25 protein-coding genes are annotated in these 23970 nt (G+C 66.6%); 18 read left to right on the top strand and 7 right to left on the bottom strand.

The window, feature by feature from the left end:
- Positions 1-9: 9 nt before the first annotated feature.
- The gene (locus BMY25_RS04510) at positions 10-978 is read left to right on the top strand and encodes an MDR family oxidoreductase (protein ID WP_092495415.1); all 969 of its coding nucleotides are present in this window, start codon (positions 10-12) and stop codon (positions 976-978) included.
- A gap of 3 nt (positions 979-981) precedes the next feature.
- On the opposite strand, the gene BMY25_RS04505 is transcribed toward BMY25_RS04510, so the two are convergent.
- Positions 982-1632, bottom strand: a complete 651-nt coding sequence (locus tag BMY25_RS04505; RefSeq protein ID WP_092495414.1) for an MOSC domain-containing protein — start codon at positions 1630-1632, stop codon at positions 982-984.
- A gap of 113 nt (positions 1633-1745) precedes the next feature.
- Here BMY25_RS04505 and BMY25_RS04500 point away from each other — a divergent pair, with 113 nt between their 5' ends.
- Both BMY25_RS04500 and BMY25_RS04495 read left to right on the top strand, forming a co-directional pair.
- Complete coding sequence (locus BMY25_RS04500; protein WP_092495413.1) at positions 1746-2414, top strand: response regulator; 669 nt, start codon at positions 1746-1748, stop codon at positions 2412-2414.
- Complete coding sequence (locus tag BMY25_RS04495; RefSeq protein ID WP_092495412.1) at positions 2404-3804, top strand: sensor histidine kinase; 1401 nt, start codon at positions 2404-2406, stop codon at positions 3802-3804. Before BMY25_RS04500 ends, BMY25_RS04495 begins: the two co-directional genes overlap by 11 nt.
- Before the next feature lie 39 nt (positions 3805-3843).
- Here BMY25_RS04495 and BMY25_RS04490 read toward each other — a convergent pair whose 3' ends face one another.
- The 3 genes from BMY25_RS04490 to BMY25_RS04480 form a co-directional block, all read right to left on the bottom strand.
- Entirely contained in the window at positions 3844-4719 is an 876-nt protein-coding gene (locus BMY25_RS04490) for an ABC transporter permease (RefSeq protein WP_092495411.1), read from the bottom strand.
- An 11-nt stretch (positions 4720-4730) separates the two neighbouring features.
- A complete protein-coding gene (locus BMY25_RS04485; RefSeq protein WP_092495410.1) occupies positions 4731-5594 on the bottom strand; it encodes an ABC transporter ATP-binding protein in 864 nt (287 codons plus the stop codon).
- A gap of 255 nt (positions 5595-5849) precedes the next feature.
- A complete protein-coding gene (locus BMY25_RS04480) occupies positions 5850-6878 on the bottom strand; it encodes an ABC transporter substrate-binding protein (protein WP_177176703.1) in 1029 nt (342 codons plus the stop codon).
- A 609-nt stretch (positions 6879-7487) separates the two neighbouring features.
- Between BMY25_RS04480 and BMY25_RS04475 the strand changes: the two genes are divergently transcribed.
- Positions 7488-8258, top strand: coding sequence for a tetratricopeptide repeat protein (locus BMY25_RS04475; protein ID WP_092495409.1), 771 nt, complete (start codon positions 7488-7490; stop codon positions 8256-8258).
- Between the two features lie 82 nt (positions 8259-8340).
- Here BMY25_RS04475 and xth read toward each other — a convergent pair whose 3' ends face one another.
- Together xth and erpA are read right to left on the bottom strand one after the other, a co-directional pair.
- Positions 8341-9123 (bottom strand): exodeoxyribonuclease III, encoded by a 783-nt coding sequence (xth, locus tag BMY25_RS04470; RefSeq protein WP_092495408.1) that lies wholly within the window; start codon positions 9121-9123, stop codon positions 8341-8343.
- A gap of 10 nt (positions 9124-9133) precedes the next feature.
- Positions 9134-9469 (bottom strand): iron-sulfur cluster insertion protein ErpA, encoded by a 336-nt coding sequence (erpA, locus tag BMY25_RS04465; RefSeq protein WP_092495407.1) that lies wholly within the window; start codon positions 9467-9469, stop codon positions 9134-9136.
- Positions 9470-9598: 129 nt separating this feature from the next.
- Here erpA and BMY25_RS04460 point away from each other — a divergent pair, with 129 nt between their 5' ends.
- From BMY25_RS04460 to BMY25_RS04400, 13 genes are all read left to right on the top strand, one after another.
- A complete protein-coding gene (locus BMY25_RS04460; protein WP_092495406.1) occupies positions 9599-10816 on the top strand; it encodes a deoxyguanosinetriphosphate triphosphohydrolase in 1218 nt (405 codons plus the stop codon).
- A gap of 77 nt (positions 10817-10893) precedes the next feature.
- On the top strand, positions 10894-12657 hold the full coding sequence (argS, locus tag BMY25_RS04455) for an arginine--tRNA ligase (protein WP_092495405.1): 1764 nt from the start codon (positions 10894-10896) through the stop codon (positions 12655-12657).
- A 51-nt stretch (positions 12658-12708) separates the two neighbouring features.
- Complete coding sequence (locus BMY25_RS04450; RefSeq protein WP_092495404.1) at positions 12709-14181, top strand: SPOR domain-containing protein; 1473 nt, start codon at positions 12709-12711, stop codon at positions 14179-14181.
- Positions 14182-14196: 15 nt separating this feature from the next.
- Positions 14197-15222: a beta-N-acetylhexosaminidase gene (gene nagZ, locus BMY25_RS04445; protein WP_092495403.1), complete on the top strand. Its 1026-nt coding sequence runs from the start codon at positions 14197-14199 to the stop codon at positions 15220-15222.
- The gene (locus BMY25_RS04440) at positions 15219-15986 is read left to right on the top strand and encodes a segregation and condensation protein A (protein WP_092495402.1); all 768 of its coding nucleotides are present in this window, start codon (positions 15219-15221) and stop codon (positions 15984-15986) included. The genes nagZ and BMY25_RS04440 overlap by 4 nt, the downstream gene beginning before the upstream one ends.
- Complete coding sequence (gene scpB, locus BMY25_RS04435) at positions 15979-16707, top strand: SMC-Scp complex subunit ScpB (RefSeq protein WP_092495615.1); 729 nt, start codon at positions 15979-15981, stop codon at positions 16705-16707. The genes BMY25_RS04440 and scpB overlap by 8 nt, the downstream gene beginning before the upstream one ends.
- A gap of 98 nt (positions 16708-16805) precedes the next feature.
- The gene (locus BMY25_RS04430) at positions 16806-17024 is read left to right on the top strand and encodes a twin-arginine translocase TatA/TatE family subunit (protein ID WP_177176702.1); all 219 of its coding nucleotides are present in this window, start codon (positions 16806-16808) and stop codon (positions 17022-17024) included.
- 34 nt (positions 17025-17058) lie between these two features.
- Entirely contained in the window at positions 17059-17670 is a 612-nt protein-coding gene (gene tatB, locus BMY25_RS04425; RefSeq protein ID WP_092495400.1) for a Sec-independent protein translocase protein TatB, read from the top strand.
- Complete coding sequence (gene tatC / locus BMY25_RS04420) at positions 17667-18458, top strand: twin-arginine translocase subunit TatC (RefSeq protein ID WP_092495399.1); 792 nt, start codon at positions 17667-17669, stop codon at positions 18456-18458. The genes tatB and tatC overlap by 4 nt, the downstream gene beginning before the upstream one ends.
- 17 nt (positions 18459-18475) lie before the next feature.
- A complete protein-coding gene (serS, locus tag BMY25_RS04415) occupies positions 18476-19747 on the top strand; it encodes a serine--tRNA ligase (RefSeq protein WP_092495398.1) in 1272 nt (423 codons plus the stop codon).
- Entirely contained in the window at positions 19747-20505 is a 759-nt protein-coding gene (gene surE, locus BMY25_RS04410; RefSeq protein WP_092495397.1) for a 5'/3'-nucleotidase SurE, read from the top strand. The genes serS and surE overlap by 1 nt, the downstream gene beginning before the upstream one ends.
- A gap of 34 nt (positions 20506-20539) precedes the next feature.
- The gene (locus BMY25_RS04405) at positions 20540-21253 is read left to right on the top strand and encodes a protein-L-isoaspartate(D-aspartate) O-methyltransferase (RefSeq protein ID WP_092495396.1); all 714 of its coding nucleotides are present in this window, start codon (positions 20540-20542) and stop codon (positions 21251-21253) included.
- A gap of 173 nt (positions 21254-21426) precedes the next feature.
- Positions 21427-22548: a murein hydrolase activator EnvC family protein gene (locus BMY25_RS04400; RefSeq protein WP_143061876.1), complete on the top strand. Its 1122-nt coding sequence runs from the start codon at positions 21427-21429 to the stop codon at positions 22546-22548.
- Positions 22549-22570: 22 nt separating this feature from the next.
- Here the strand turns inward: BMY25_RS04400 and BMY25_RS04395 are convergent, their stop codons facing one another.
- Positions 22571-23443, bottom strand: a complete 873-nt coding sequence (locus BMY25_RS04395; protein WP_092495394.1) for an ATP-binding protein — start codon at positions 23441-23443, stop codon at positions 22571-22573.
- A gap of 167 nt (positions 23444-23610) precedes the next feature.
- Here BMY25_RS04395 and yajC point away from each other — a divergent pair, with 167 nt between their 5' ends.
- Positions 23611-23955, top strand: coding sequence for a preprotein translocase subunit YajC (yajC, locus tag BMY25_RS04390; protein WP_092495393.1), 345 nt, complete (start codon positions 23611-23613; stop codon positions 23953-23955).
- The last annotated feature ends 15 nt before the right edge of the window (positions 23956-23970 follow it).

Here is a 23970-nt window from a genome sequence, read left to right as displayed (position 1 = left end):
AGGACGACCATGCCGAAGGCGTTGCTGTTCAAGAGCAAGGACGACGGGCACTGGTCGGACCTCCCTGAAGGCGATTTCCCGGACGAGCCAGTCACCCTCCGGGTCAGCCACTCCGCATTGAACTACAAGGACGCGCTGGCGCTCACCGGGCGCTCGCCGATCCTTCGCAAATTCCCGGTCGTGCCGGGTGTCGACATGGTCGGGACCGTGCTCAGCGACCGCAGCGGCACGTTCCTGCCCGGCGAGAAGGTAATCGCCACCGGCTGGTCGATCGGCGAGGTGCATTGGGGCGCTTTCGCCGAGATTGCGCGGCTGAAGCCGGAATGGCTGGTGCGGCTGCCCGAGGGCTTGTCGGAAGTCGAGGCCATGGCGACGGGCACGGCCGGTTTCACGGCGATGCTCGCCGTTCAGGCGCTCGAGGCTTTCGGCATCAGGCCGGGCGAGGGGCCGGTGCTCGTCACCGGCGCCACCGGCGGGGTCGGCGGTCATGCGGTGGCGCTTCTTGCCAAGGCCGGTTTCGAGGTTGTCGCCGCGACCGGGCGTCCGGCGGAAGGCGATTATCTTCGCGATCTCGGGGCTTCCGCGATCCTTGATCGGGCTGAGCTGGAAGGCGACCCCCGACCGCTCGGCAAGGAGCGGTGGCGCGCGGCCATCGACGTGGCGGGCGGCAAGATTCTCGCCAATGTCGTTTCGATGCTGCAAAGGCGCGGCGCAGTCGCCGTGACCGGGCTGGCGCAATCCATGGATTTGCCGGCAAGCGTCGCACCGCTGATCCTGCGCGGGGTGAGCCTGCTCGGCATCGATTCCGTCATGTCACCCCAGGTGGAACGGTTTCGGGCATGGGAGAGGTTGGCGCGGGACCTGGACCGTGAGCATCTGGCCGCCATGATGCATCTGCATCCGTTCGAGGATGTGCAGGATCTCGCCTCGCCACTGCTCGACCAGCAGCTGAAAGGCCGCGTCGTCCTGCACTGGTAGGGCTCAGCCGGCCATGCTTTCCCGATCCTGCATCCGTTTCAGGGTGCGGCGGAGATCGTCGGGCAGCACGGGATGGGCAACCAGCCGCGCAAGAAGGTCCGGCGTACCGCGTTTCGCCAGCGCGGCGACGCACGCCGAGACGGGGATGCCGGCCGGATCGCGCTCCAGCACTTCGATGCGGTCACCTGCCCGGATCGGGCCCGGCTTCGTCACGGCGAAATAGATCCCGGTCCAGCCCCGATCCATCATGAACGAACCGGCCTTGCCGTTGCCGACCCTGGCGGTGAAGGTGGCGCAGGGCGTGCGAGGGCAGGTGGCAAGGAGTTCCGCCTCGCCGATCCGCAGGCGATCGCCGATGGCGACCGTCGCTTCCGTGAGCCCCTCAGTTGTGAGGTTCTCGCCGAGATAGCCGTCCGGCAACCCGTCGGTGCGGAAGAAAGCGCACCAACCGGCATAGTGCTCGCGGGGATAGAGATACGCGGCGCGGGCCGGGGCGCCGTGGCCCTTGCGCCAGCCGATGAAATCACCGGCCACACCCTCCGGCTCGAAACCAACGGGCCCGCTGACCGGCTCCTTGAAGATGCCCGTCAGCGTCGTGCCCCGTGGCTTCCCGAGTTCCGTCGCCTTGCCGACGTTTACAGAGATGACCTGCATTCCCGCTCCTTTTCCTCCGTCTAGCACGATCCTGTCCGATGTGGGCGGGATCACGGCGGGGTGACGGGAAGGGGCAAGACGCGCTAAGCCTCGGGCTGAGGAGAATCCCGTTCATGCGCCTGCTCCTGGTGGAGGACAATCGCGAGCTTGCCGGCTGGCTGGCTCGGAACCTGCGTCTTGCCAATTACGTGGTCGACGTCGTCCATGACGGCGAGGACGCGGATCTCGCGCTGGGCGTCACGGAATACGCGCTGGTGATCCTGGATCTTTCGCTGCCCAAGCTCGACGGGCTTGCCGTGCTCCGGCGGTTGCGCCAGCGCGGCGATCTCGTGCCGGTGATCGTCCTGACCGCCAATGCCAGCCTCAGCGGCCGGATCGCCGGGCTGGACGAGGGGGCGGACGACTATATCGCCAAGCCCTTCGAGATGGAGGAGCTGGAAGCACGCATTCGCGCCCAGCTTCGCCGCGCCAATCGCCGGGCCGATCCGCAGATCAGCTGCGGTGCGCTGTCCTTCGACAGCAACACGCGACTCTTCCGGCTTGGCGACCAGCCGCTTGCGCTCACCCCGCGCGAGCACGCCGTGCTGGAACAGCTTTTGATGAAGATGGGGCAGACCGTCAGCAAGGCGGCGTTGTCGGAAAGCATCTTCGATTTCGACAATCCCGCCGATACCAGCGCCATCGAGATCTACGTGCACCGTCTGCGCAAGAAGCTTGAAGGCAGCGGCGTGCAGATCATGACGCTGCGCGGCCTTGGCTACCTCCTGCAAAATGCGGATTGAGAGCCTCCGTCTCCAGCTTCTCGGCTGGATATTGCTGCCGCTCGCGGTCGTCATGGGCTTCAATGTCTGGATCGGCTACGGCGCGGCCCGGCGAACGGCGGACCTCGTCACCGATCAGTTGTTGCTGGCCTCGGCCCGCTCCATCGCGGAGGCAACACGCGCGGATGTCGGCATCATCGAGGCGACGATTCCCCCGGCGGCCTTGGAGATGTTCGATACCGGGCATCATGATCACGTCTATTATCGCGTCCAGACCGGCGCGGGGCGGCTGCTCACCGGCTATCCCGATTTGCCGCTGCCGCGCGAGCCCGCGACCGAAGCCCGTCCCGTCACCTATGCCGGGATCTACCGGGGCGGCGCGGTGCATCTCATCGCCTTCTCTCACCCGTCCAATGCGTCCGGCGACGATTCCAGCGTTCTGGTGGTCGTCGGGACGACGCTGAACAGTCACCGTGCCATGACGCGGCAGCTCTGGGCCCATTCCTTCGGCCAGCAACTCCTGCTGCTTTGTGCCGCCGGCATTCTCGCGCTGGTCGGATTGCAGCGGGGCCTCGCTCCGTTGCTGCGCCTTCGCAATGCCGTGCGGGGGCGAGGACGGCAGGATCTGTCACCGCTTTCGGTCGGTTCCGTGCAGAGCGAGTTGCGGCCGCTCGTCGGCGCGCTGAACGACCATATGGGCCGGGTGCAGGCGCAGATGGCGGCGCAGCGCCGTTTCGTCGCCAATGCCGCGCATCAGATCCGCACCCCGCTCGCCTTGCTGAGCACGCAGACCGCGTTCGCCCTGCGGCAGACGGAGGGGGGTGAGCGAACCGAAACGCTGAAGGCGGTGCAGGTGAGCACGCGCCAGCTTGCCCGCCTCGCGTCGCAGCTCCTGACGCTGGCCCGTGCCGAGCCGGGCAGCCGCCGACCGCGGGCCGAGCCCGTGGATCTCGCCCAGGCCGCCCGCGAGGTGCTGGAAAACCTGATGCAGGCCGCGCTCGCCAGACGAATCGACCTCGGTCTTGAAGTGGATGAAACAGTTGAAGGCACCGCGCTAACACGCGGAGACGGCACGATGATTCGCGAGATGATCGTAAACCTCGTCGACAACGCGATCCGCTACACGCCGGAAGGCGGCAGCGTCACCGTTCGGGTTGAGTGCGCCGGCGATCAGGTCCTGCTCGCGGTAAGCGACAGCGGGCCGGGCATTCCTCCGGCCGAGCGGGAGCATGTGTTCGAGCGCTTCTATCGCGTGCTCGGGACGTCCGGCGAAGGCAGCGGCCTGGGCCTCGCCATCGTCCGTGAAGTGCTGGACAGCACCGGCGGGACGGCCCGGCTGGACGACGCGCCGGAAGGCGGGCTGCTGGTGGAAATAAAACTGCCCGCAACCGGAGTTGCGGGCAGGTCCTGATTCGTTAGGCGAACTAGGCGGACCGTCAGGTCCTCTCGCTCAGGCCGTCTCGCTGAGGGGCTGCGGCCGCCACTTCACCAGGCGCTTTTCCACCAGCGTGATGATGAACTCCACGACAAGCGCCAGCACGGCGAGGATCACCATGGCGGCGAAGACGCCGTTGGCGTTGAACGTGCCCTGCGCGGTGGAGATCATCAGGCCGACGCCCTTCTTGGCGCCGAGGAACTCACCGACGACGGCGCCGACAAGGGCGAAGCCGAAGCTGACGTGCAAGCTGGCGAGGATCCAGCTCATCGCCGAGGGAATGATCACGGTGCGGGTGATCTGCGAACGGGAGGCGCCGAGGATCTGCGCGTTGGCGATCATCGCCCGGTCGGCCTCGCGAACGCCCTGGAAGGCGTTGGCGAAGACCACGAAGAACACCATCACCACGGCCAGCGCGACCTTGGAGGCCATGCCGAGGCCGAGCGCGATGATGAAGATGGAGCCCAGCACCACGCGCGGGATGGAGTTCGCGACCTTGATGTAGACGCTGAAGATGTCGGCGAGCAGCTTGTTTCGGCCGAGCAGGATGCCGAAGAACACGCCGCCCACCGCGCCGATGAGGAAGCCGAGGATGGTTTCTTCCAGCGTGACGGCGATCTGCTGCCAGAGCGGGCCCTGCGAGGTGCCTTCCGTCATCCAGATCCAGATCTGGTCGAAGATCCCGGAGGGGCTGGCGAAGAAGAAGGGGTCGATCACGCCGAAGCGCGCGCCGAGTTCCCAGAGGCCGAGCACGGCGACCAGGATCACGATGCGCATGGTGATGACGAAGCTGTGCCGCCGGCGCGCGCGGATCTGCGCGGCATTGGCAAGGGCTGCTTCGTTGGAAGGAGGGGTAGCGCCGACTGCGGCGGCGTCGATCTGGGTGTTCATGACGTCTCCGCTCAATGGCCGAATTCGAGGGTGCGCTTCTGGCCGATATGAACCTCCTGCTTGAGGTCCTCCCAGATCACGCGGGCGATTTCGACGAACTTCGGGTCGTAGCGGATGTCCTCCATCACGCGCGGCCGCGGCAGGTCGATATGGTAGACGCTCTTCACGGTGGCCGGTCCGGCGGTCAGCACATAGACCTTGTCGGCCAGCGCCACGGCCTCTTCCAGATCGTGCGTCACGAAGACCACGGAGGCGCCGGAATCCTCCCAGAGCCGCAGAAGCTCGTCCTGCATCAGCGTGCGCGTCTGGATGTCGAGCGCGCTGAAGGGCTCGTCCATCAGCAGGATCTTGGGTTCGTTGATGAAGGTCTGCGCCAGCGCGACGCGCTTGCGCATGCCGCCGGAAAGCTGGTGAGGATAATGCTTCTCGAAGCGGCTGAGCCCGACGCGGTTCAGCCAGTCGCGCGCCTTCTCATAGGCCTGTTTCCTGCTCGCGCCGCGATACATCGGACCGGCCGCGACGTTGTCGAGGACGCTGCGCCAGGGGAAGAGCGCGTCCGTCTGGAAAACAAAGCCGATATCGGGCCGAATGCCGGAGACCGGCTGGCCCATGACGCGGACCTCGCCTGCGGTCGGCGGGGCAAGCCCGGTGATGAGGTTCAGCGTCGTCGACTTGCCGCAGCCGGTCGGCCCGACGACGCAGGCGAATTCGCCGCGCGCCACCGTCATGGTGAAATCGCGCAGCGCGGTCATGGCCTTGCCGTCGGGCGTCACGAAGCGGCGCGTGACGTTGGAAAGATCGATCGCCACATCCGACGAGGCAGCGGGTGCGATTCGGGTGGAGGCGGACTGCGCCGCCGGACTGGTCTGAAGCATGTGCTGAACTCCCGCCGCGTTCGGGCGGCGCTGGTCGGCATGGACGTTTGGGGCTGCTCTGGAGCGGCCGAGCTGGCCGAAGTGCCCAAGTTGGCCGAAGTATTTGGGCACCCGGAGAAAGGGCGCCCGGCGGGGCATGTCGCCGTCGTTTCGATCCACCACGGACCGACATGCCTCTGTTCGGCTTTTAGAGCCGGTTGCGGATCGGGGCCTGAGCGGTCCCGATCCATTCCGGGGGGTTGGTCGGGCGACCGCTTACTGGCTGGAGCCGAGCGTCTTGGCGGCGGCGTCCACGAACTCGGTCGTGTAGGTCTTGGACAGGTCGATGTCCTTGCCCTGGACGTTGCGGCTGAAGCCCTTCAGGACGCCCAGCACCGTCTCCGGACCCTTCTCCGGCATCCGGCCATCCGGCGTGAACATCGCCTTGCCGCCCGCCAGACCCTTCACGTAGAGGTCCTTGTCGCCGACATAATAGTCCTTCGGCATCTTGTCTGCGATCTCCTCGGCGCTGTGGCCGGCGATCCAGTGCATGGTCTTCACCAGCGCGTTGGCGATCTTCTGCGCCTCGTCGTGGTGGCTCTCGAGCCAATTGGTCTGCACGTAGAAGGAAGCCGCCGGGTAGGGCCCGCCAAGGGCCTTTTCGGTCGATTCCGGTGTGCGGAGATCGACGAGCACCTTGGCCGTGTTGGACTTGATCAACTGGCCGACGGTGGGCTCGGTCGTCATGCCGGCCTGGATCGCGTCCTGCTTCATGGCGGCGATGAAGGTGTTGCCGGCGCCGACGGGCAGCAGCGTGAACTCGCCCGCCTTGAGCCCCGCGCGGGACGCCATGTACTGGGTCAGGAAGTCGGTGGAGGAGCCGAGGCCCGTGACGCCGAGGGTCTTGCCCTTGAAGTCGGCCGGCGACTTCACGTCCTCGGCCTTGGTGGAGACCATCTCCACTTCGCCCGGAGCCTGGCTGAACTGCACGATGGACTGGATGAACTTGCCCTTGGCCTGCAGGTCGACCGTGTGGTCGTAGAAGCCGACCACGCCCTGAACGGCGCCCGCGAGAAGCTCGTTCTCCGCCTCGACGCCCGCCTTGCTGTTGATCAGGTCGACGTCGAGACCCTGCTCCTTGAAGAAGCCCAGGCGATCGCAGAGAACGGCCGGCAGGTAGATCTGCTTTTCCATGCCGCCGACGATGATGGTGATCTTGTCCGCGGCATGGGCCGGGGTCATGGCGCCGAACGCGGCGACAAAGGCCAGCGCGGGCAGAACGGTTCGGACGTTCATTTTCTTCATGAAACTCTCCAGGGAGCGGAAGCCGCTCGTTTCCTCGGGGCGGTGCGTTGAGGCACTCTTGCGGTGCATGGCTCGCATGCCGCCAATGCATAGCCTGTCGAAGCTTTCAGCGGGCTTTCAGCTTTCCCGGGGGGCGAGTTGCGGATTTACACGAGCGCGACGAGAACTGGTGCGATGGTAAGTGAAAGCTGAAAAGGTTCCCGCCGTTAGAGGCCGGAGGAGCTTCGCCGGAAAATCTGTTGCTGGCCGGCAACAGAGTCTGAAACCCGCCGGAATCCGCGGGCAAGATATTAACAACGCCGCCTTTCAGCCATAAACAAGGAGCAGGTCAGCACCATGTTTCTGCATGTGCAGATCTTGAGATTGAGCGCCTGCAAGGAGTCTCCGGTAGCCTCTTCCATGCTTTCGGTAACGGAAAATGGACGGTTGGCGGAGTATTCGGCAGACCAGCTCTGCGGGTTCCGTTTGTTGGGCGTGATGAAGACTCAGATGTTGAGCAGGAACTCGGTTAACAGAACTTCGGATCTTGGCGCGTCGTCTGCCGTGACTCGGGCGGGGCGCGGCCGCTCGGTCGTCCGCTGCTGCAAGCGCGCGGGCCGGGTTCTCGGGATGCTGTTCGCCTGCGCCACCCTGGTCGGCGTCGCCCATGCCTTCGATCCCGGCTCCATGAGCCCCAGCGAGGCCTTCCGCACGGGCTATGCCGCCTACAAGAAGGGCGACACCTCGCAGGCCATCGATGCGCTGAACTATGCCGCCTCCAAGGGCCATGCCGGCGCGCTTTGGAAGCTCGGGCAGATGTATGCCACCGGCGACGGCGTGACGAAGGACGATTCCAAGGCGCTGAAGATGTTCTCGCAGGTCGCCGACGATTATGCCGACGGCAATCCGCACGGACCGGACGCTCCCTTCGTGGCCGACGCCTTCGTGGCGCTGGGGACCTATTATCAGCGCGGCATCCCCGGTTCCGTCGAGGCCGACGTGGACCGCGCCCGGCGCTACTATCTCTACGCCGCTTCTTATTTCGGTGATTCCGAGGCGCAGTATCAGCTTGCCTGCATGTACCTGAACGGCACCGGCGGCGATAAGAGCCCGCGTCAGGCGGCGCGCTGGTACAAGCTTGCGGCGGAAAAGGGCCATGCCGGCGCGCAGGCCCAGCTCGGCATGCTGCTCTTCCAGGGCGTGGGTGTTGCCCGCAACCCGATCAAGGGCCTGATGTGGCTCTCCATCGCGCGGCTCACGGGCCGTGGCGATCCGACCATCCAGTCCAAGCACGAGGAAGCCTTCTCGGCGGCCGACGAGACGGAGCGCCGCACGGCGCTGGCGCTGGCCGAGGACTGGATGGCCCACAAGGACCAGAACCAGTCCGCCGACGCCCAGTAGGGCTGCAGCGTCGAACCGGAACCGGTATCGGCGGGCACGGCGCCGACCACGGCTGTTCCTGCGAATAAGCGGGTGAGGGCGCTCAGGCCGCGAGTTCGACCCAGACCGGGACGTGGTCCGACGGCTTTTCCCAGGCGCGAACGTGCTTGTCGATGCCGACCTGGATCAGGAGATCCGAGGCTTCCGGCGACAGGAGCAGATGGTCGATGCGGATGCCGTTGTTCTTCTGGAACGCGCCGGCCTGATAATCCCAGAAGGTGAAGACGCCCGGCCTGTCATCGACGGCGCGGATGGCGTCCGTCAGCCCCAGCGCGCAGAGACGGCGGAAAGCTTCGCGCGATTCCGGCTGATAGAGCGCGTCGCCCGACCAGTTCTCCGGGTATTTCGTGTCGATCGGCTCAGGGATGATGTTGTAGTCGCCGGCGATCACCAGCGGCTCTTCCAGCTCGAGCTTCCGGGCGGCCCAGCCTTCCAGGCGGGCGTGCCAGTCGATCTTGAGGGCGAACTTTTCCGTGCCGATCGGATTGCCGTTCGGCATGTAGGCCGAGCAGACCCGCACCATGCCGTTTTCGCCGGGCACCAGCGCCTCGATGAAGCGGGACTGCGCGTCCGGCTCGTCGCCGGGCAGGCCGCGCCGAACGTCTTCCATCGGCCGCTTGCTCAGGATCGCGACGCCGTTGAAACCCTTCTGGCCGTGCGTCTCGATGTTGTAGCCGAGCGCGCTGATCGGCTCGCGGGGGAAACCCTCGTCGACGGACTTGATCTCCTGCAGGCAGACGACGTCCGGGGACGCCTCCTTGAGCCACGCGGTCAGGGCCTCGATGCGGGCCTTGACCCCGTTGATGTTCCAGGTGGCGATCCGCATCGGCTGGATGTCAGATGGAGAAGCTGGTGCCGCAGCCGCAGGAGGCGGTCGCGTTGGGATTGCGGATCTGGAAGGACTGGCCCATCAGATCGTCCACGAAGTCGATCTGCGACCCTTCGAGATATTGCAGCGAGATGGAATCGATCAGCACCTTGGCCTCGCCACTGGCGAGAACGAGGTCTTCGTCGGCCGGGGCTTCGCGCACCAGGTCGTATTTGTACTGGAAGCCGGAGCAGCCGCCGCCCTCCACGCTGACGCGCAACGACGTGCCCTCGGGCTCCTTGCTCAGGATGCGCGAAATCCGGCGGACCGCGCTGTCCGAGAGCGTCACGGATTCTACCTGCATGATCTCATCTCCGCTTGGCCCCACGTCCCACGATAGCTAAGAACCGGCAGGCTGCGAGTCAATCGGCGGGAACCGGGTTACCGGATCGCGCCGGGCGCAAGAGGTCCAGCGGAGGGCGGGAAGGCTGCGATGACGAGCCTGCCGGATCATGTTCTGAGATATGGAGAGCGTTGGCGCGCGCCCTACGCTGCCGATCCCCGCAATTCGCGCGGCCGGCTTTTTCCCGAGCCCGACAGCGGCCTGCGTTCTCCGTTCCAGCGCGACCGCGACCGCATCGTCCATTCCAACGCCTTTCGCCGGCTGAAGCACAAGACGCAGGTCTTCGTGCATCACGAGGGCGACCATTTCCGCACGCGCCTGACCCACACGATCGAGGTGGCGCAGATCGCCCGCTCGCTGGCCCGTCCGATGGGGTTGGACGAGGATCTCGCCGAAGCCCTGGCACTCTCGCACGATCTCGGCCACACGCCCTTCGGCCATGCCGGCGAGCGCGCGCTGGATCGCTCGCTCGCGGCCTTCGAGGGCTTCGACCACAATGCGCAGAGCCTCCGCATCGTGACGCAATTGGAACGCCGCTATCCGCTTTTCGACGGGCTGAACCTCAGCTGGGAAACGCTGGAAGGGCTGGTGAAGCATAACGGTCCGCTGCTGGGGCCGCATGGAAGGCACCGGGGCGAGGCGGAGCTGCCTTATGCGATCCGCGCCTATCAGTCCCGGCACGATCTCGATCTCGCCTCCTGCTCCAGCCTGGAGGCGCAGGTCGCGGCGATCTCCGACGATATCGCCTACGATTCCCACGACGTGGAAGACGGCCTGCGCGCCGGGCTCCTGTCTCTCGGCGAGCTCGACGGATGGCCGGTGACCGGACGGATCCTCGCGGCGATCGCGCGGGAATATCCGGGGCTGGAGCCCGCCCGCACGACGCACGAACTGATACGCCGCATGATCACGGTGATGATCGAGGACGTGATCGCGGAAACCGGCCGGCGGATAGCGGATGCGGGCATTGCCAGCCTTGAGGACGTGCGGGCCGCCGGGCGCACCCTTGTCGGCTTTTCCGTCGGAATGGCGGCGGCGGAAGCGGAGCTGAAGACCTGCCTTTACCGCGAGCTTTATCGCAGCTCCGAGGTGATGCGTCCGGTGCCGCTGGCGGAGGCGCTCGTGGCCGATCTCTTCGAGCGGTTCCACGCCGAGCCGGAGCTGATGCCGGAGGATTGGTCGCGCAATCTGGACGGCGACGGTTTCCGTACCGCGCGCCGGGTCGCGGACTATATCGCGGGAATGACGGACCGTTACGCCGTCGCGGAGCATCGCCGCTTGTTTGACGAGACTCCCGATCTGGGTTAGGCGCTCCGGGGACTCTAGAGCATCCGCGACAGCCAGCTTCCGGTACCGCCGAGGCGGGCTGCGTGGCGGGAACACGCATGAACCTCTTTTCCGACTTCGAGCAGCGCGTCCGCGCCGCGCTTCACACCCTGTTCTCCGAGCAAGGCCGGGAGGTCGACGCCGGGTTGATCGACCGCGTCGGGGTGGAGCCGCCGCGCGATCGCGCCCATGGCGATGTCTCCACCAACGCGGCGCTGGTCCTCTCCAAGCCGCTGGGCCTGAAGCCCCGCGAACTCGGCGTCGAACTCGGCATGATCCTGGAAAAGGACGAGGACGTCGTGGCCGTCGAGATCGCCGGCCCCGGCTTCATCAATCTCCGGCTGTCCGATGCCTTCTGGGCGCGCCAGCTCGCGGCGATCCTGACCAGCGGCACCGCTTACGGCCATTCGGAGGTGGGCGCCGAAAAGCCGGTCAACGTGGAATACGTCTCGGCCAACCCGACCGGTCCGATGCATGTGGGCCATTGCCGTGGCGCGGTGGTGGGCGACGCTATCGCCTCGTTGCTGGCGGCCACCGGCCACGCCGTGACGCGCGAATATTACATCAACGATGCCGGCGGGCAGGTCGACGTGCTCGCCCGCTCCGCCTTCCTCCGCTACCGCGAGGCGCTGGGCGAGGATATCGGCGAGATCCCGCGCGGCCTCTATCCCGGAGACTACCTGAAGCCGGTGGGCGAGGCGCTGAAGGACGAGTTCGGCGATAAGCTGCTGGCGCAGGACGAGTCCGAATGGCTGCCGGAGGTGCGCGATCGGGCGATCTCGGCCATGATGTCGATGATCCGCAACGATCTCGCCGATCTCGGCGTCAGCCACGACGTGTTCTATTCCGAGCGCTCGCTCCGCGCCGAGGGGCATGACCGCGTGGCGCAGGCCGTGCAGGCGCTGCGCGATCGTGGGCTGGTCTACCAGGGCACGCTGCCGCCGCCCAAGGGCCAGCTGCCGGACGATTGGGAAGACCGCGAGCAGACGCTGTTCCGCTCCACCGAGTTCGGCGACGACGTGGACCGTCCGCTGCTGAAGTCCGATGGTAGCTACACCTATTTCGCGTCCGATATCGCCTATCACTACGACAAGTATCTGCGCGGCTTCCGCGACATGATCGATGTCCTGGGCGCCGACCATGGCGGCTACGTCAAGCGCATGAAGGCGGCCGTGACGGCGATGAGCGGCGGAGAGGCCGAGCTCGAAATCCGTCTCTGCCAGCTCGTGAAGCTTTTCCGGGCCGGCGAACCCGTGCGCATGTCGAAGCGCTCCGGCGATCTCGTCACGCTGAGCGAGGTCGTGGAGGAAGTGGGCCGCGACGCCGTTCGCTTCATGATGCTGTTCCGCAAGGCCGACGCCCCGCTCGACTTCGACTTCCAGACGGTGACGGAACAGTCCAAGGACAATCCGGTCTTCTACGTTCAGTATGCCCATGCACGCACCGCCTCGGTCCGGCGGCAGGCCAAGGAAGAGATATCCGATCTGGATCTCCGCCCGACGGAACTGGCGAAGGCCGACCTGACCCTTCTGGAAGACGAGGGCGAGCGCGGACTGATTCGCCTGATGGCGGACTGGCCGCGTCTGGTGCAGCTTTCGGCGGAAGCGCAGGAGCCGCATCGGGTAGCATTCTACCTTTACGACCTCGCCAGCGCCTTCCATGCCCATTGGAACCGCGGCAAGGACTCGCCGCAATTACGCTTTATTAAGCCTGAACAAAGAGAGTTAACTCTGGCGCGCCTGGCACTGGTGAGTGCGCTCGGCACGGTCGTTCGATCCGGGCTTGAAATACTGGGTGTTCAGGCGCCCGATGAGATGCACTGAGATTCGCTGTGACCCAGGCATGCGTCCGCAGCGAAACGAGAGGTCAGCTGCATGGCTGAGGGTAAGCTGAATCCATTCCGAGGCAACGGTCTCGCAGGTCGGGCCGCTTCGGCCGACGGCGAGCCCGGCTCCGGCCATCGCGGCATCGCCAGCCGGTTTCACCGGGACGGCCCGGCCCGGGCCGAGCCGCAACCGTTCTCGCCGGAATTCGAAAGCGACATCATGCGCGAGATGGAAGACACGCTGGAGGGCAACGCGCCCCGGCCTGTGAATGCGCGGACCGGCGCGGCCCGCACGGCGGCAGGCGGTCACTACCAGGCCGCGCGTCCGGCCGAGTACGACGACCGGGAGCCGGCCGGGCAGGAATACGATTACGGTGAGCCGGCCGTCGCCTACGCACACTTTCCGCCGGAAGGCGAGGAGGTGCATGCCGACGCCCGTTATCCGGTCGAGCAGGACGTTCATGGTTACGAGGACGACGGCTATTACGACGACCAGCGCTACGCCCACGAGTATGGGGACGAGGCGCAGTTCTCGCCGGAGGCCGACCACTATTCGGTGGAGATGCCGGCCGAGGAATCGGCGGCTTTCCACCCGGAGTTCCAGGAGCGCCACGCGGCGCGCCGTCCGGCAACAGGATTGGTGATCGCCGCGGCGGTCGTGTTCGTCGCGGTCGTCGGTGCGGCCGCCTACTTCCTTCATGGCGCGAAGGACGAAGTCGCCTCCATCTCCGGCGTTCCGCCGATCATCAAGCCGCAGGACGGCGCGGTGAAGGTGGAACCGGAAAAGGCTGACGCCAAGGCCGACAACGCAACGGGGCAGGCGGTCTACGACCGTGTGGCCGGTGTTGCGCCGCCCACCAACGAAAAGATCGTCGACAATGCCGAGGAGCCGAACGAGCAGGCAGCGCTCGCGGCGTCCAGCGACGCCAATGGCGGCGGTCTCGGCGGCGAGATCTCGGCCAGCAATGCTCCGTCTGGGCAGAATCCCGACCCGGACACGATCGGACCTCGCAAGGTTCGCACGGTGACCGTGCGCCCGGATGGCACGATCGTGACTGCGAGCGCCAAGGCTCCGGCCGCGAGCCCTGCGCCCGAGCCGGCAAATGCGACGGCAGCGCCCGCACCCGATGCGGCCGCGACCTTTGCGCAGCCTGCGACGCCCGACGCGCAGGCCGATGCGGCGGAGCCCGCGCCGGCCCAGCCGGACACCGCACAGGCGGCGCCCGACCGGCACATCGCCCGCGCCCAGTCCGAGGCTGCGCCTGCGCCCGTGGGGAACGGCTTCTTCGTCCAGCTCAGCTCCCGCAAGGTCGAGGCCGATGCCAAATCCGCCATGGCCATGCTGTCCAAGCGCTACGCGTCCGTGCTCGGCAAGCAGCATACGAGCGTGGCCAGGACCGATCTCGGCGACAAGGGCACCTTCTATCGCGTGCGCGTCGGGCCGTTCTCCGGTCGCGACGGAGCGGTGGATCTTTGCGAGAAGCTGAAGGCCGCCGGCGGCAGCTGCTTCATCACGCGATAAGGCGGGGAATCTCGAGTGGCGTCACGTGCGGTGATTTTCGGGCTGTCGGGAACGCAGCTCGGCGAGGATGAGCGCGCCTTTCTGGCAGCCGTGCGGCCTTGGGGCGTCATCTATTTCCGTCGCAACACCGAGAACCCCGACCAGGTCCGAAAGCTGTCCGACGCCGTGCGCGATGCGCTCGGCGACGAGCATGCGCCGATCCTGATCGACCAGGAGGGCGGGCGGGTCCAGCGGATCGGCCAGCCGCATTTTCGGGCCTATCCCGCCGCCCGCGTCTATGGCGACCTGTATGACCGCGACCGGCCGGCCGGGCTGGAAGCCGCCCGGCTCGGCGCGCAACTGATCGGGCTCGACCTGATCGGCATGGGGGTCAACGTCGATTGCCTGCCGGTGCTGGACGTGCCCGCGCCCGGCAGCGATGCCGTCATCGGCGGCCGAGCCTATGGCACGACGCCCGAAGCGGTCACCGCTCTCGGTCGTGCGGCGGTGAATGGCCTGATGAGCGCCGGTGTCCTGCCGGTCATGAAGCATGTGCCGGGGCACGGTCGGGCAGGGGTGGACAGCCACAAGGCTTTGCCGACCGTCGATGCGTCCATCGACGAACTGGACCGGCTGGATTTCGAGCCTTTCCGTCAGCTCGGCGCGGATATCCCGCTCGCCATGAGCGCCCATGTGGTCTTCTCCGCTGTCGACCCGGACGCCCCGGCGACGCTGTCGCGCAAGGTGGTGGATCAGGTCATCCGGGGCCGAATCGGCTACGATGGCGCCCTGATGACGGACGATCTCAACATGGGTGCGCTTTCAGGCAGCCTGACGGAGCGGGCCCGGCGCGGGCTGGCAGCCGGCTGCGATCTCGTCCTGCATTGCAGCGGGGTTTTCTCCGAGATGATCGAGGTGGCCGAAGCTGTGCCGGAACTGACCGGCGATGGCCTGCGCCGCACGGACGCGGCGCTTGTCGCGATCCGCAAACCGGCGCCCGTCGATCGCAAGGCGGCCGAGGCGCGGCTCGACGAACTTCTCGGCATGGCCGCCGTTTCATGACGCCGGCGCCGGAAGAAACGCTGGTCGTGGACGTCGAGGGCTTCGAAGGTCCGCTCGACCTGCTGCTTTCGCTGGCCCGCGACCAGAAGGTCGATCTCACCCGGATCTCCGTTCTGGCCCTCGTCGAGCAGTATCTGACCTTCATCGAGGAAGCCGGCCGGCTCAGGCTGGAGATCGCCGCCGACTATCTCGTGATGGCGGCGTGGCTCGCTTATCTCAAGTCTCGCCTGCTCCTGCCGGAAAAGCAGGACGACGAGGAGCCGTCAGGCGAGGAACTGGCGGCGCGGCTGGCTTTTCGTCTGCGTCGCCTGGAAGCGATGCGCGGCGCGGCGTCGCAGTTGATGGAGGGCAGTCTTTTCGGTCGCGACGTCTTCGGACGCGGCCTGCCGGAGGCGCTTTCCACGACGCGGACGCTGACTTGGCAGGCAAGTCTTTTCGATCTGCTGGAAGCCTACGGCGCACAACGCCAGCGGCAGTTCGTCAGCTTCGTTCGTGTCGCGCGCCGGCAGGTCTTCTCCTTGCAGGATGCCCGCGACCACCTGATGCGCTTCATCGGGGACATGAACGACTGGACCGCGCTGGATTCGTTCCTGATCCAGTATCTCGCCGTGCCGGAACTCAGGGCGACAGCACGGGCCAGCTCTCTTTCCGCCAGCCTCGAACTCGTGCGCGAGGGCTATATCGAGCTGAAGCAGGCGGAGCCCTTCGCCCCGCTTCTTGCCCGCCGGCGCCAACAGCCGCGCTCGGATCTCGCCGATGGCTGACGTCGTCTCGCTCTGGGATTCGTCCGGCGGACGCGCGCAGAACCCCGAGCGCAAACTGCATCTGCGCATGGCGGAAGCGATTCTCTTCGCATCTCGCGAGCCTTTGTCGGAAGCCGAGCTCGGCCGCCGCATGCCGGAGGGCATCGAGATCCGGCCGCTGTTGCTGGAGCTTCAGCAGGTCTATGCCGCGCGTGGCGTGACGCTGCGTCGGATCGGCGAGCATTGGGCCTTCCGCACGGCAGACGACCTCCGTTTTCTCCTTCAGCACGAGACGGTGGAGCAGCGGAAGCTCTCCCGCGCCGCGCTGGAGACGCTTTCCATCATCGCCTACCATCAGCCGGTGACGCGCGCCGAGATCGAGGAGATCCGCGGCGTCAGCACCTCCAAGGGAATCATGGACGTGCTGCTGGAAACCGGTTGGGTGCGGCTTCGCGGGCGTCGCCGCGTACCGGGCCGGCCGGTGACCTTCGGCACCACGCCGGCCTTTCTCGACCATTTCGGGCTGGAGGCGATTACCGATCTGCCCGGGTTGGCCGAGCTCAAGGGGGCAGGGCTCCTGGAGGCCGCGATTCCGGCCGGAATGCAATCGCCGGAGCCGAGAGACGACGAGGAACTGCACCCCGACGAGGATCCGCTGGACGAGGGCGACCAGACCGGCTTCGCGGATGGCGAAGATCCCGCCGGCGAAGAAGAGGCGGACGGGGACGCGACCCGCGACTAGGAAGCCGGCGCCGGGCGAGGTCTCGTCATTGAAGCCAATCCGGCAATTTGCCATAGTCCCGCAGGATGTTGCCTGATCGGGCAACGGGAGTTCATCGAATGTCGTTTGGTTTGACCAAGCTGCTGGTCCTTGCAGCCGTCGGGGCGATCCTGTTCGGGCGCGGCCGGTTCGTGCCCATGATGGGCAACCTCGGGCGTGGGCTGCGCGGATTCCGCAAGGCGGTCGCGGACCAGCCCGCGATCCCCACCACCATCGACCACGAGAGCGGCGAGATCCTTTCAGGCAAGCCTGTTCGCCGGCCGATGAAGACGATATGAGACGCAGCGGTGAGTTCGCGTCGGGAAAGCGCTGATGTTTGATATTGGCTGGAGCGAAATCCTGATCATCGCGGTGGTGGCCGTGGTGGTGATCGGCCCGAAGGATCTGCCCCGCGCGCTCCGCGCATTCGGCAAGACCATGGGTATGGTCCGCCGGACCGCGAACGACTTCCGCCGACAGTTCGACGACGCGCTGCGCGAAGCGGAAAAGGAGGCCGATCTCGCCGACCTGCGCAAGACGGTGGCCTCCATCCGGCAGGATGTCGAATCCGTGGCGCGCGGCAGCGTTCCCGTAGAAGCGAAGCCCGAAGCGGCCGTTCCGGCCGCGGACGCCGTTCACGAAGCCGAACCGGTGAAGACCGGGGCGGAAGGCGTCGATCAGGCCGCGGCGAGCGCTCATCCGGGGCAGCCCGAGGCGCCTGCCGAGCCCGCGTCCGCACCGACGCCCGTGCCGCTGGCGCAGCCCGACAGTGCCGCGCCGGAGCCGGAGATCACCATAGCGGCTTCGGCCCCTTCCACTCCGGCGGCATCCACCGCGCCGGCGGTGAGTTCTTCCGAACAGACCCCTGAACATGCCGCTGTACCGGCCCCTGAAAACGCGAAGGAGCCGGTGGCTTCTTCCAAGGCCGAGAGCAACGCGGCATGAGCCAAGACGATATCGAGGCCTCCAAGGCGCCTCTGCTCGACCATCTGATCGAACTTCGCTCGCGACTGATCAAGTCGCTGGTGGCGATCTTCATCGCCTTCCTGATCTGCTTCTATTTCGCCGAGAACATCTTCAACCTGCTGGTCGTGCCCTATGCGCGCGCAGCCGGCGGCATGCAGAACATCCACCTGATCTACACGGCGCCGCAGGAATATTTCTTCACGCAGATGAAGCTGGCGCTGTTCGGCGCGCTGTTCTGCGCGTTCCCGATCATCGCCATGCAGATCTACAAGTTCGTGGCGCCCGGGCTTTACAAGAACGAACGGCAGGCATTCCTGCCGTTCCTGATCGCGACGCCGGTGCTCTTCATCCTCGGCGCGTCACTTGTCTATTTCATCGTCATGCCGCTGGCCTTCACCTTCTTCATGTCAATGCAGCAGACCGGCAGCGTGAACCAGGCGTCGATCCAGCTCGTGCCGAAGGTGAACGAGTATCTCAGCCTGATCATGACGCTGATCTTCGCCTTCGGCCTCGTGTTTCAGCTGCCGGTGGTCATCACCTTGCTCGGCCGGGCAGGGCTGGTGAGCGCCGCGTCGCTCGCCTCCAAGCGTAAATACGCGATCGTGGTGTCCTTCATCGCCGGCGCGGTGCTCACGCCGCCGGACCCGATCAGCCAGTGCAGCCTTGCGATCCCCTGCTACCTTCTCTACGAGATCTCCATTCTTGCGGTGCGGTATATCGAGCGGGGGCGGGAACGTGCTCGCGCGGAGGCCGACGCCGCCGTCTGAGGTCGGCCGGAGCTTCCATGCTGGATATGAAATGGATTCGGGAAAACCCCGAATCCCTTGATCGCGCAATGACCATTCGCGGCGCCGAGCCCGTCTCGGCGAAGCTCCTGTCGCTGGACGACGGCCGGCGCTCCGCGATCCAGACGTTGCAGGATGCGCAGACGCGCCGCAACTCGGCCTCCAAGGAGATCGGGCAGGCCAAGGCCGCCAGGGACGAGGCTAGGGCGGCTACCCTGATGTCCGAGGTTGCCGGCCTCAAGGACGCGATCCGGCAAGGCGAGGAAGACGAAAAGCGCCTTAGCGCCGAACTCGACGGCATTCTGGCCAGCCTGCCCAATCCGCCGCTGGACGATGTGCCGATCGGCCCGGACGAGTCGGCCAATGTCGAGGTGCGCCGGGTCGGCGAGCCGCGCCGCATCAATGGTGCGCGCCAGCACTTCGAGCTCGGCGAAGCCTCCGGGCTGATGGATTTCGAGATCGCCGCCAAGATTTCCGGTGCGCGCTTCGTTTTCCTCAAGGGGCAGCTTGCCCGGCTGGAGCGCGCGCTCGGCCAGTTCATGCTGGACCTGCACACGACCGAGCACGGCTATACCGAGGTTTCCCCGCCGCTGCTGGTGCGCGACGACGCGGTCTACGGCACCGCGCAGCTGCCGAAATTTGCCGAGGATCTGTTCCAGACGACCGAGGGCCGCTGGCTGATCCCGACCGCCGAGGTGCCGCTCACCAATCTGGCGCGCGAGCAGATCCTGAACGCAGCCGACCTGCCGCTGCGCTTCACCGCGCTGACGCCGAGCTTCCGCTCCGAGGCGGGTTCGGCGGGGCGCGATACGCGCGGGCTGATTCGTCTGCACCAGTTCTGGAAGGTCGAGCTCGTTTCCATCACCGCGGCCGACAGGAGCATCGAGGAGCACGAGCGGATGACCGCCTGCGCCGAAGAGGTGCTGAAGCGGCTGGGGCTGGCATACCGCGCCGTCGTGCTCTGCACCGGCGACATGGGCTTCGGCTCGCGCAAGACCTACGATCTGGAAGTCTGGCTGCCCGGCCAGAACGCCTATCGCGAAATCTCCAGCTGCTCCGTCTGCGGCGACTTCCAGGCTCGTCGCATGGGCGCGCGCTATCGTCCGGCCGAAGGTGCGGCGCCGCAGTTCGTCCACACGCTGAACGGCTCGGGCACGGCGGTCGGCCGCGCGATGGTCGCCGTCATGGAAACCTACCAGAACGGCGACGGCACGATCACGGTGCCCGACGTGCTGCGCCCCTATATGGGCGGCCTCGACCGGATCGGCTGATGCGCATCCTGGTCACCAACGACGACGGCATCGACGCCCCGGGCCTGGAAGTGGCCGAGCGAATCGCTCGCTCGCTGTCGGACGACGTCTGGGTGGTCGCGCCGGAGACGGACCAGTCGGGCTCGGCGCATTCGCTGACGCTGAGCGATCCCCTGCGGCTGCGCAAGCTGGGCGACACGCGTTTCGCCGTTCGCGGCACGCCGACCGATTGCGTGATCATGGGCGTCAAGGTGGTGCTCGGCGGCAAGCCGGACCTCGTGATCTCCGGCGTCAATCGCGGCCAGAACGTTGCCGACGACGTGACGTATTCCGGCACCATCGCCGGTGCGATGGAAGGCACGCTGCTGGGCATTCCTTCCGTGGCGCTGTCGCAGGCCTTCGGCCCGGAAACCCGCGGCAACCCGCATTGGGCGAATGCCGAAAGCCATGCGCCGCGCATCATCCGTTCGCTGCTGGACGGGCCCCGTCACGAGGGACGGCTCTACAACATCAATTTCCCGGATTGCCCCGCAGCTGCCGTGGCGGGTGTCGCGGTGACCCGGCAGGGCAAGCGCAAGCCCGACTGGGTGCGCGTGGAGCAGCGTGCCGACGGGCGCGGCCTGCCTTATTACTGGCTGGGCTTCGGCCGTCAGCATGAGGAGCCGCCGGAGGACACGGATCTGGCGGCCCTTGCCGAGCGCCGGATTTCTGTTACCCCATTGGCTCTGGATCTGACCGACAACAGCGCCCGCGAAAGCCTGGCAGGCATCTTTTCCTGATCGGGCCACCAGCGGGGCGGACTGCGCGACCCGCATGACAGACCACACCCAGGACGGCGCCCTCGACAGCGCCCTCGACGGCGCTCAGGGCGGTAGCGGCCGTGAAGGCGACCAGGCCCTTCACATCGCGGCCCTGATGTTGAAGCTGCGCGGCCTCGGCGTCACCGACCGGAAGGTGCTGAAGGCGGTGGAGACCGTTCCGCGCGCCTTGTTCGTTCCTGCGCCGTGGCAATCGGTCGCTTACGAGGATCGGGAGATCCCGATCGATTGCGGCCAGACCCTGATGCCGCCGTCGCTCGTGGGCCGCATGACGGCCGCGCTGGAGGTCGGCGACCGCCACAGCGTTCTCGAAATCGGCACCGGCTCCGGCTATCAGACCGCGATCCTGGCGCGGCTGGCCCGGCGCGTGACCTCCATAGACCGGTTTCGCACCCTGGTGCGGGACGCGGAAGCGCGCTGGTCGACGCTCGGGATCAACAATATCAGTGCCGTGGCGGCGGATGGCTTGCAGGGCTGGCCGCGGCAGGCGCCATTCGACCGCATCCTTGTCGGCGCCGCTGTTCTCGCCGCCCCGTCGCGATTGATCTCGCAATTGACCGATAACGGGATTCTCGTCGTGCCGGTGGGGCCGGGGGACGGTGTCCAACGTTTGACGCTTTTTCAGCGCATGGGACAGAGCGTCGATACGCGCGATCTCGGTGGCGTGCGGTTTTCCGCCGCCCAGAGCGGTGTGGCGAGCAGTCTTTAACCATCTTTCAACGTTAATGAACTGTAGTCCCATCAAATCATGTTTTGCGGGGCGAATCGATGCGTTCTGTTCCTTCAGAGGCATTCACGGTGGCAAGAAAAACAACTTTACTGGCCCGGATCAGTGTCGTGGCTGTGCTCGCGGGACTGGGTGCAGGGTGTAGCGCGGACGCGATGCGGCTGAATGAGCCGCTGTTCACGGGATCCACGCCCAACCAGCAGCGTATCCTCACCGGCCAGGCGAACCGCCACGCCGATTCCTACGCCTCCGCGGATGCGGCGCCCCCGCCTCCGGCCCGGCCCGCTTATTCGCGCGCCGAAAGCTCCACCATCCAATCGTCGAGCCTGCCGGCCCCGACGGGATATACCCCGCCGTCCAGCTATGGCGGCAGCAGCCCGTCCTACGGCGCTCCGGCCCCGGTTGCGCAGGCTTCGTCCACGCCGTCCGCCCCGCGTCCCTACGCGGCCAAGGGGCTGCCCACGCCGATGGGTCGCGTGGCGTCGAACACCTATGCGCCGCCGGCTCCCGCGCCGTCCTATTCCGCCCCGGCGCCCTACACCGCTCCGTCGGCCGGCAACCGGATGGCGAGCGCCGCTCCCGCGCCGCGCACCGCATCGACGTCCGCCGAATCCGCTGGGACGGCCCCGCTGCCCGTGGTGCGCGGCGCGCCGCCGACCACGCTTGGCGCGCAGGCTCAGTCCGTGTCGGGACGCCCGATGCAGATGGCGAGTCTTGAGCCCAGGACCGGTGCCCACGACGAGGAAAGCCGCATGCTGGAGCCGCGCGGCGGTGCCGCCTCGGCCAGCGCCGCGCCGGCTTCCGCGCCGTCCGTCCGGGCTCCTTCCGCTCCCGCGCAGACCCGGGTCGCCTCGGCCGAGCCGCAGGCAGAGGTCGCCACGTCCTCAAGCTCCAGCGGCGATGCGTTCCGCTGGCCGGTGCGTGGCCGTGTGATCGCGAGCTTCGGCAAGAGCGACAACGGCGAGAAGAACGACGGCATCAACCTGGCCGTGCCGGAAGGCACGCCGGTGAAGGCCGCCGAGGATGGCACGGTGATCTATGCCGGCAGCGAGCTGAAGAGCTACGGCAACCTCGTCCTGGTGCGCCACGCCAATGGCTGGGTGTCGGCCTATGCCAACAACAAGACGCTGAAGGTGAAGCGCGGTGACCAGGTGCATCGCGGCGAAGTGGTCGCTCTGTCCGGCATGTCCGGTGGCGTGACGACGCCGCAGGTGCACTTCGAACTGCGGAAGGGCGCCACCCCGGTGGATCCGCTTCCGCACCTCTCCGAAGGTTGATCTTTCGGCTGGCGCCGGAGCGTCAGCCGAGCACAACGCCTTTCCGGCCGGCGATGTCCTGGACGAACTGCCAGGCAACCCGGCCGGATCTGCTTCCGCGGGTCGTCGCCCATTCCAGCGCCTGCGGGCGCCATTCGTCCGTCGCAGCCGGAATGGCATGATGCCTCAGATAGCCTTCCACCATCGCCAGGAACTCGTCCTGGCTGCAATTGTGGAAGCCGAGCCACAGGCCGAATCGGTCCGACAGCGACACCTTCTCCTGCACCGCCTCCGAAGGATTGATGGCCGTCGAGCGCTCGTTCTCGATCATGTCGCGCGGTAACAGATGCCGGCGGTTCGAGGTGGCGTAAAACACGACATTGTCAGGACGGCCCTCGATGCCGCCGTCCAGCGCGGCCTTAAGCGACTTGTACGAGGTGTCGTCGAAGTCGAAGGAAAGGTCGTCGCAGAACAGGATGAACCGCTCCGGCCGGGTGCGCAGCAGCGTCATCAGGCGGGGCAGGCTGTCGATGTCTTCCCGGTGGATCTCGATCAGTTTCAGCCCGGGATGCCCTGGGGGGAGGGCGGCGTCCACGTCCGCGTGGGCGGCCTTCACGAGCGAGCTCTTGCCCATTCCCCGCGCGCCCCAGAGCAGGGCGTTATTGGCCGGCAGGCCCTGCGCGAAACGGCGGGTGTTCTCCAGAAGCGTATCACGCGAACGGTCGATGCCGTGCAGCAGGGGCAGGTCGACGCGGTTCACCTTCGGCACCGCCTGCAGCGTCGCCCGTTCAGGCGACCAGACGAAGGCCTGAGCCTGCGTGAAATCGGGCACGTGCTCGGCGGGGGGAGCGAGCCGCTCCAGCGCCGAGGCGATGCGCAGCAGGGTTTCGTGGAGGGGTGGCGATGCGTTCCTCATGACGGCTCCATTCTGTACCGCCGCGCATAACACGCGCCCGCTCGCCCGGGGAAGCGAAGTGCCGGACCGTTGCGGTTTCGTAAGGTTGCAATGGCGCGGTTCGCGGCTATAGTCCGCCGAAATTCAGGCAGCCGCGTCGAGCTGCGTCAAAAGGACAAACTCGTTCAATGTGGGTGTCTACTGCATTTGCCCAGACCGCGACCGGGGGCTTTGGCGGGTCGAGCGACATGATCGTCTCGTTCCTTCCGTTCATCCTGATCTTCGTCATCATGTACTTCCTGATTCTGCGTCCGCAGCGGGGGCAGGCGAAGCGTCGTGACGAACTGCTGAAGGCGATCCGGCGCGGCGACACGGTGATCACCGGCGGCGGCATCATCGCCAAGGTCACCAAGGTGATCGACGAGAACGAACTGGAAGTGCAGATCGCCGAGAACGTTCGCGTCCGCGTCGCGCGCTCCACGGTGACCGAGGTGCGGACCAAGGCGGAGCCGGTCGCCGGCAATGCGGCCTGATTGATCGGAACCGCT

This window comes from Faunimonas pinastri (assembly GCF_900110915.1).
Lineage (GTDB): Bacteria > Pseudomonadota > Alphaproteobacteria > Rhizobiales > Afifellaceae > Faunimonas > Faunimonas pinastri.
The sequence above is the reverse complement of the archived record's forward strand: the minus strand, read 5'-3'. Positions and strand labels throughout refer to the sequence as shown.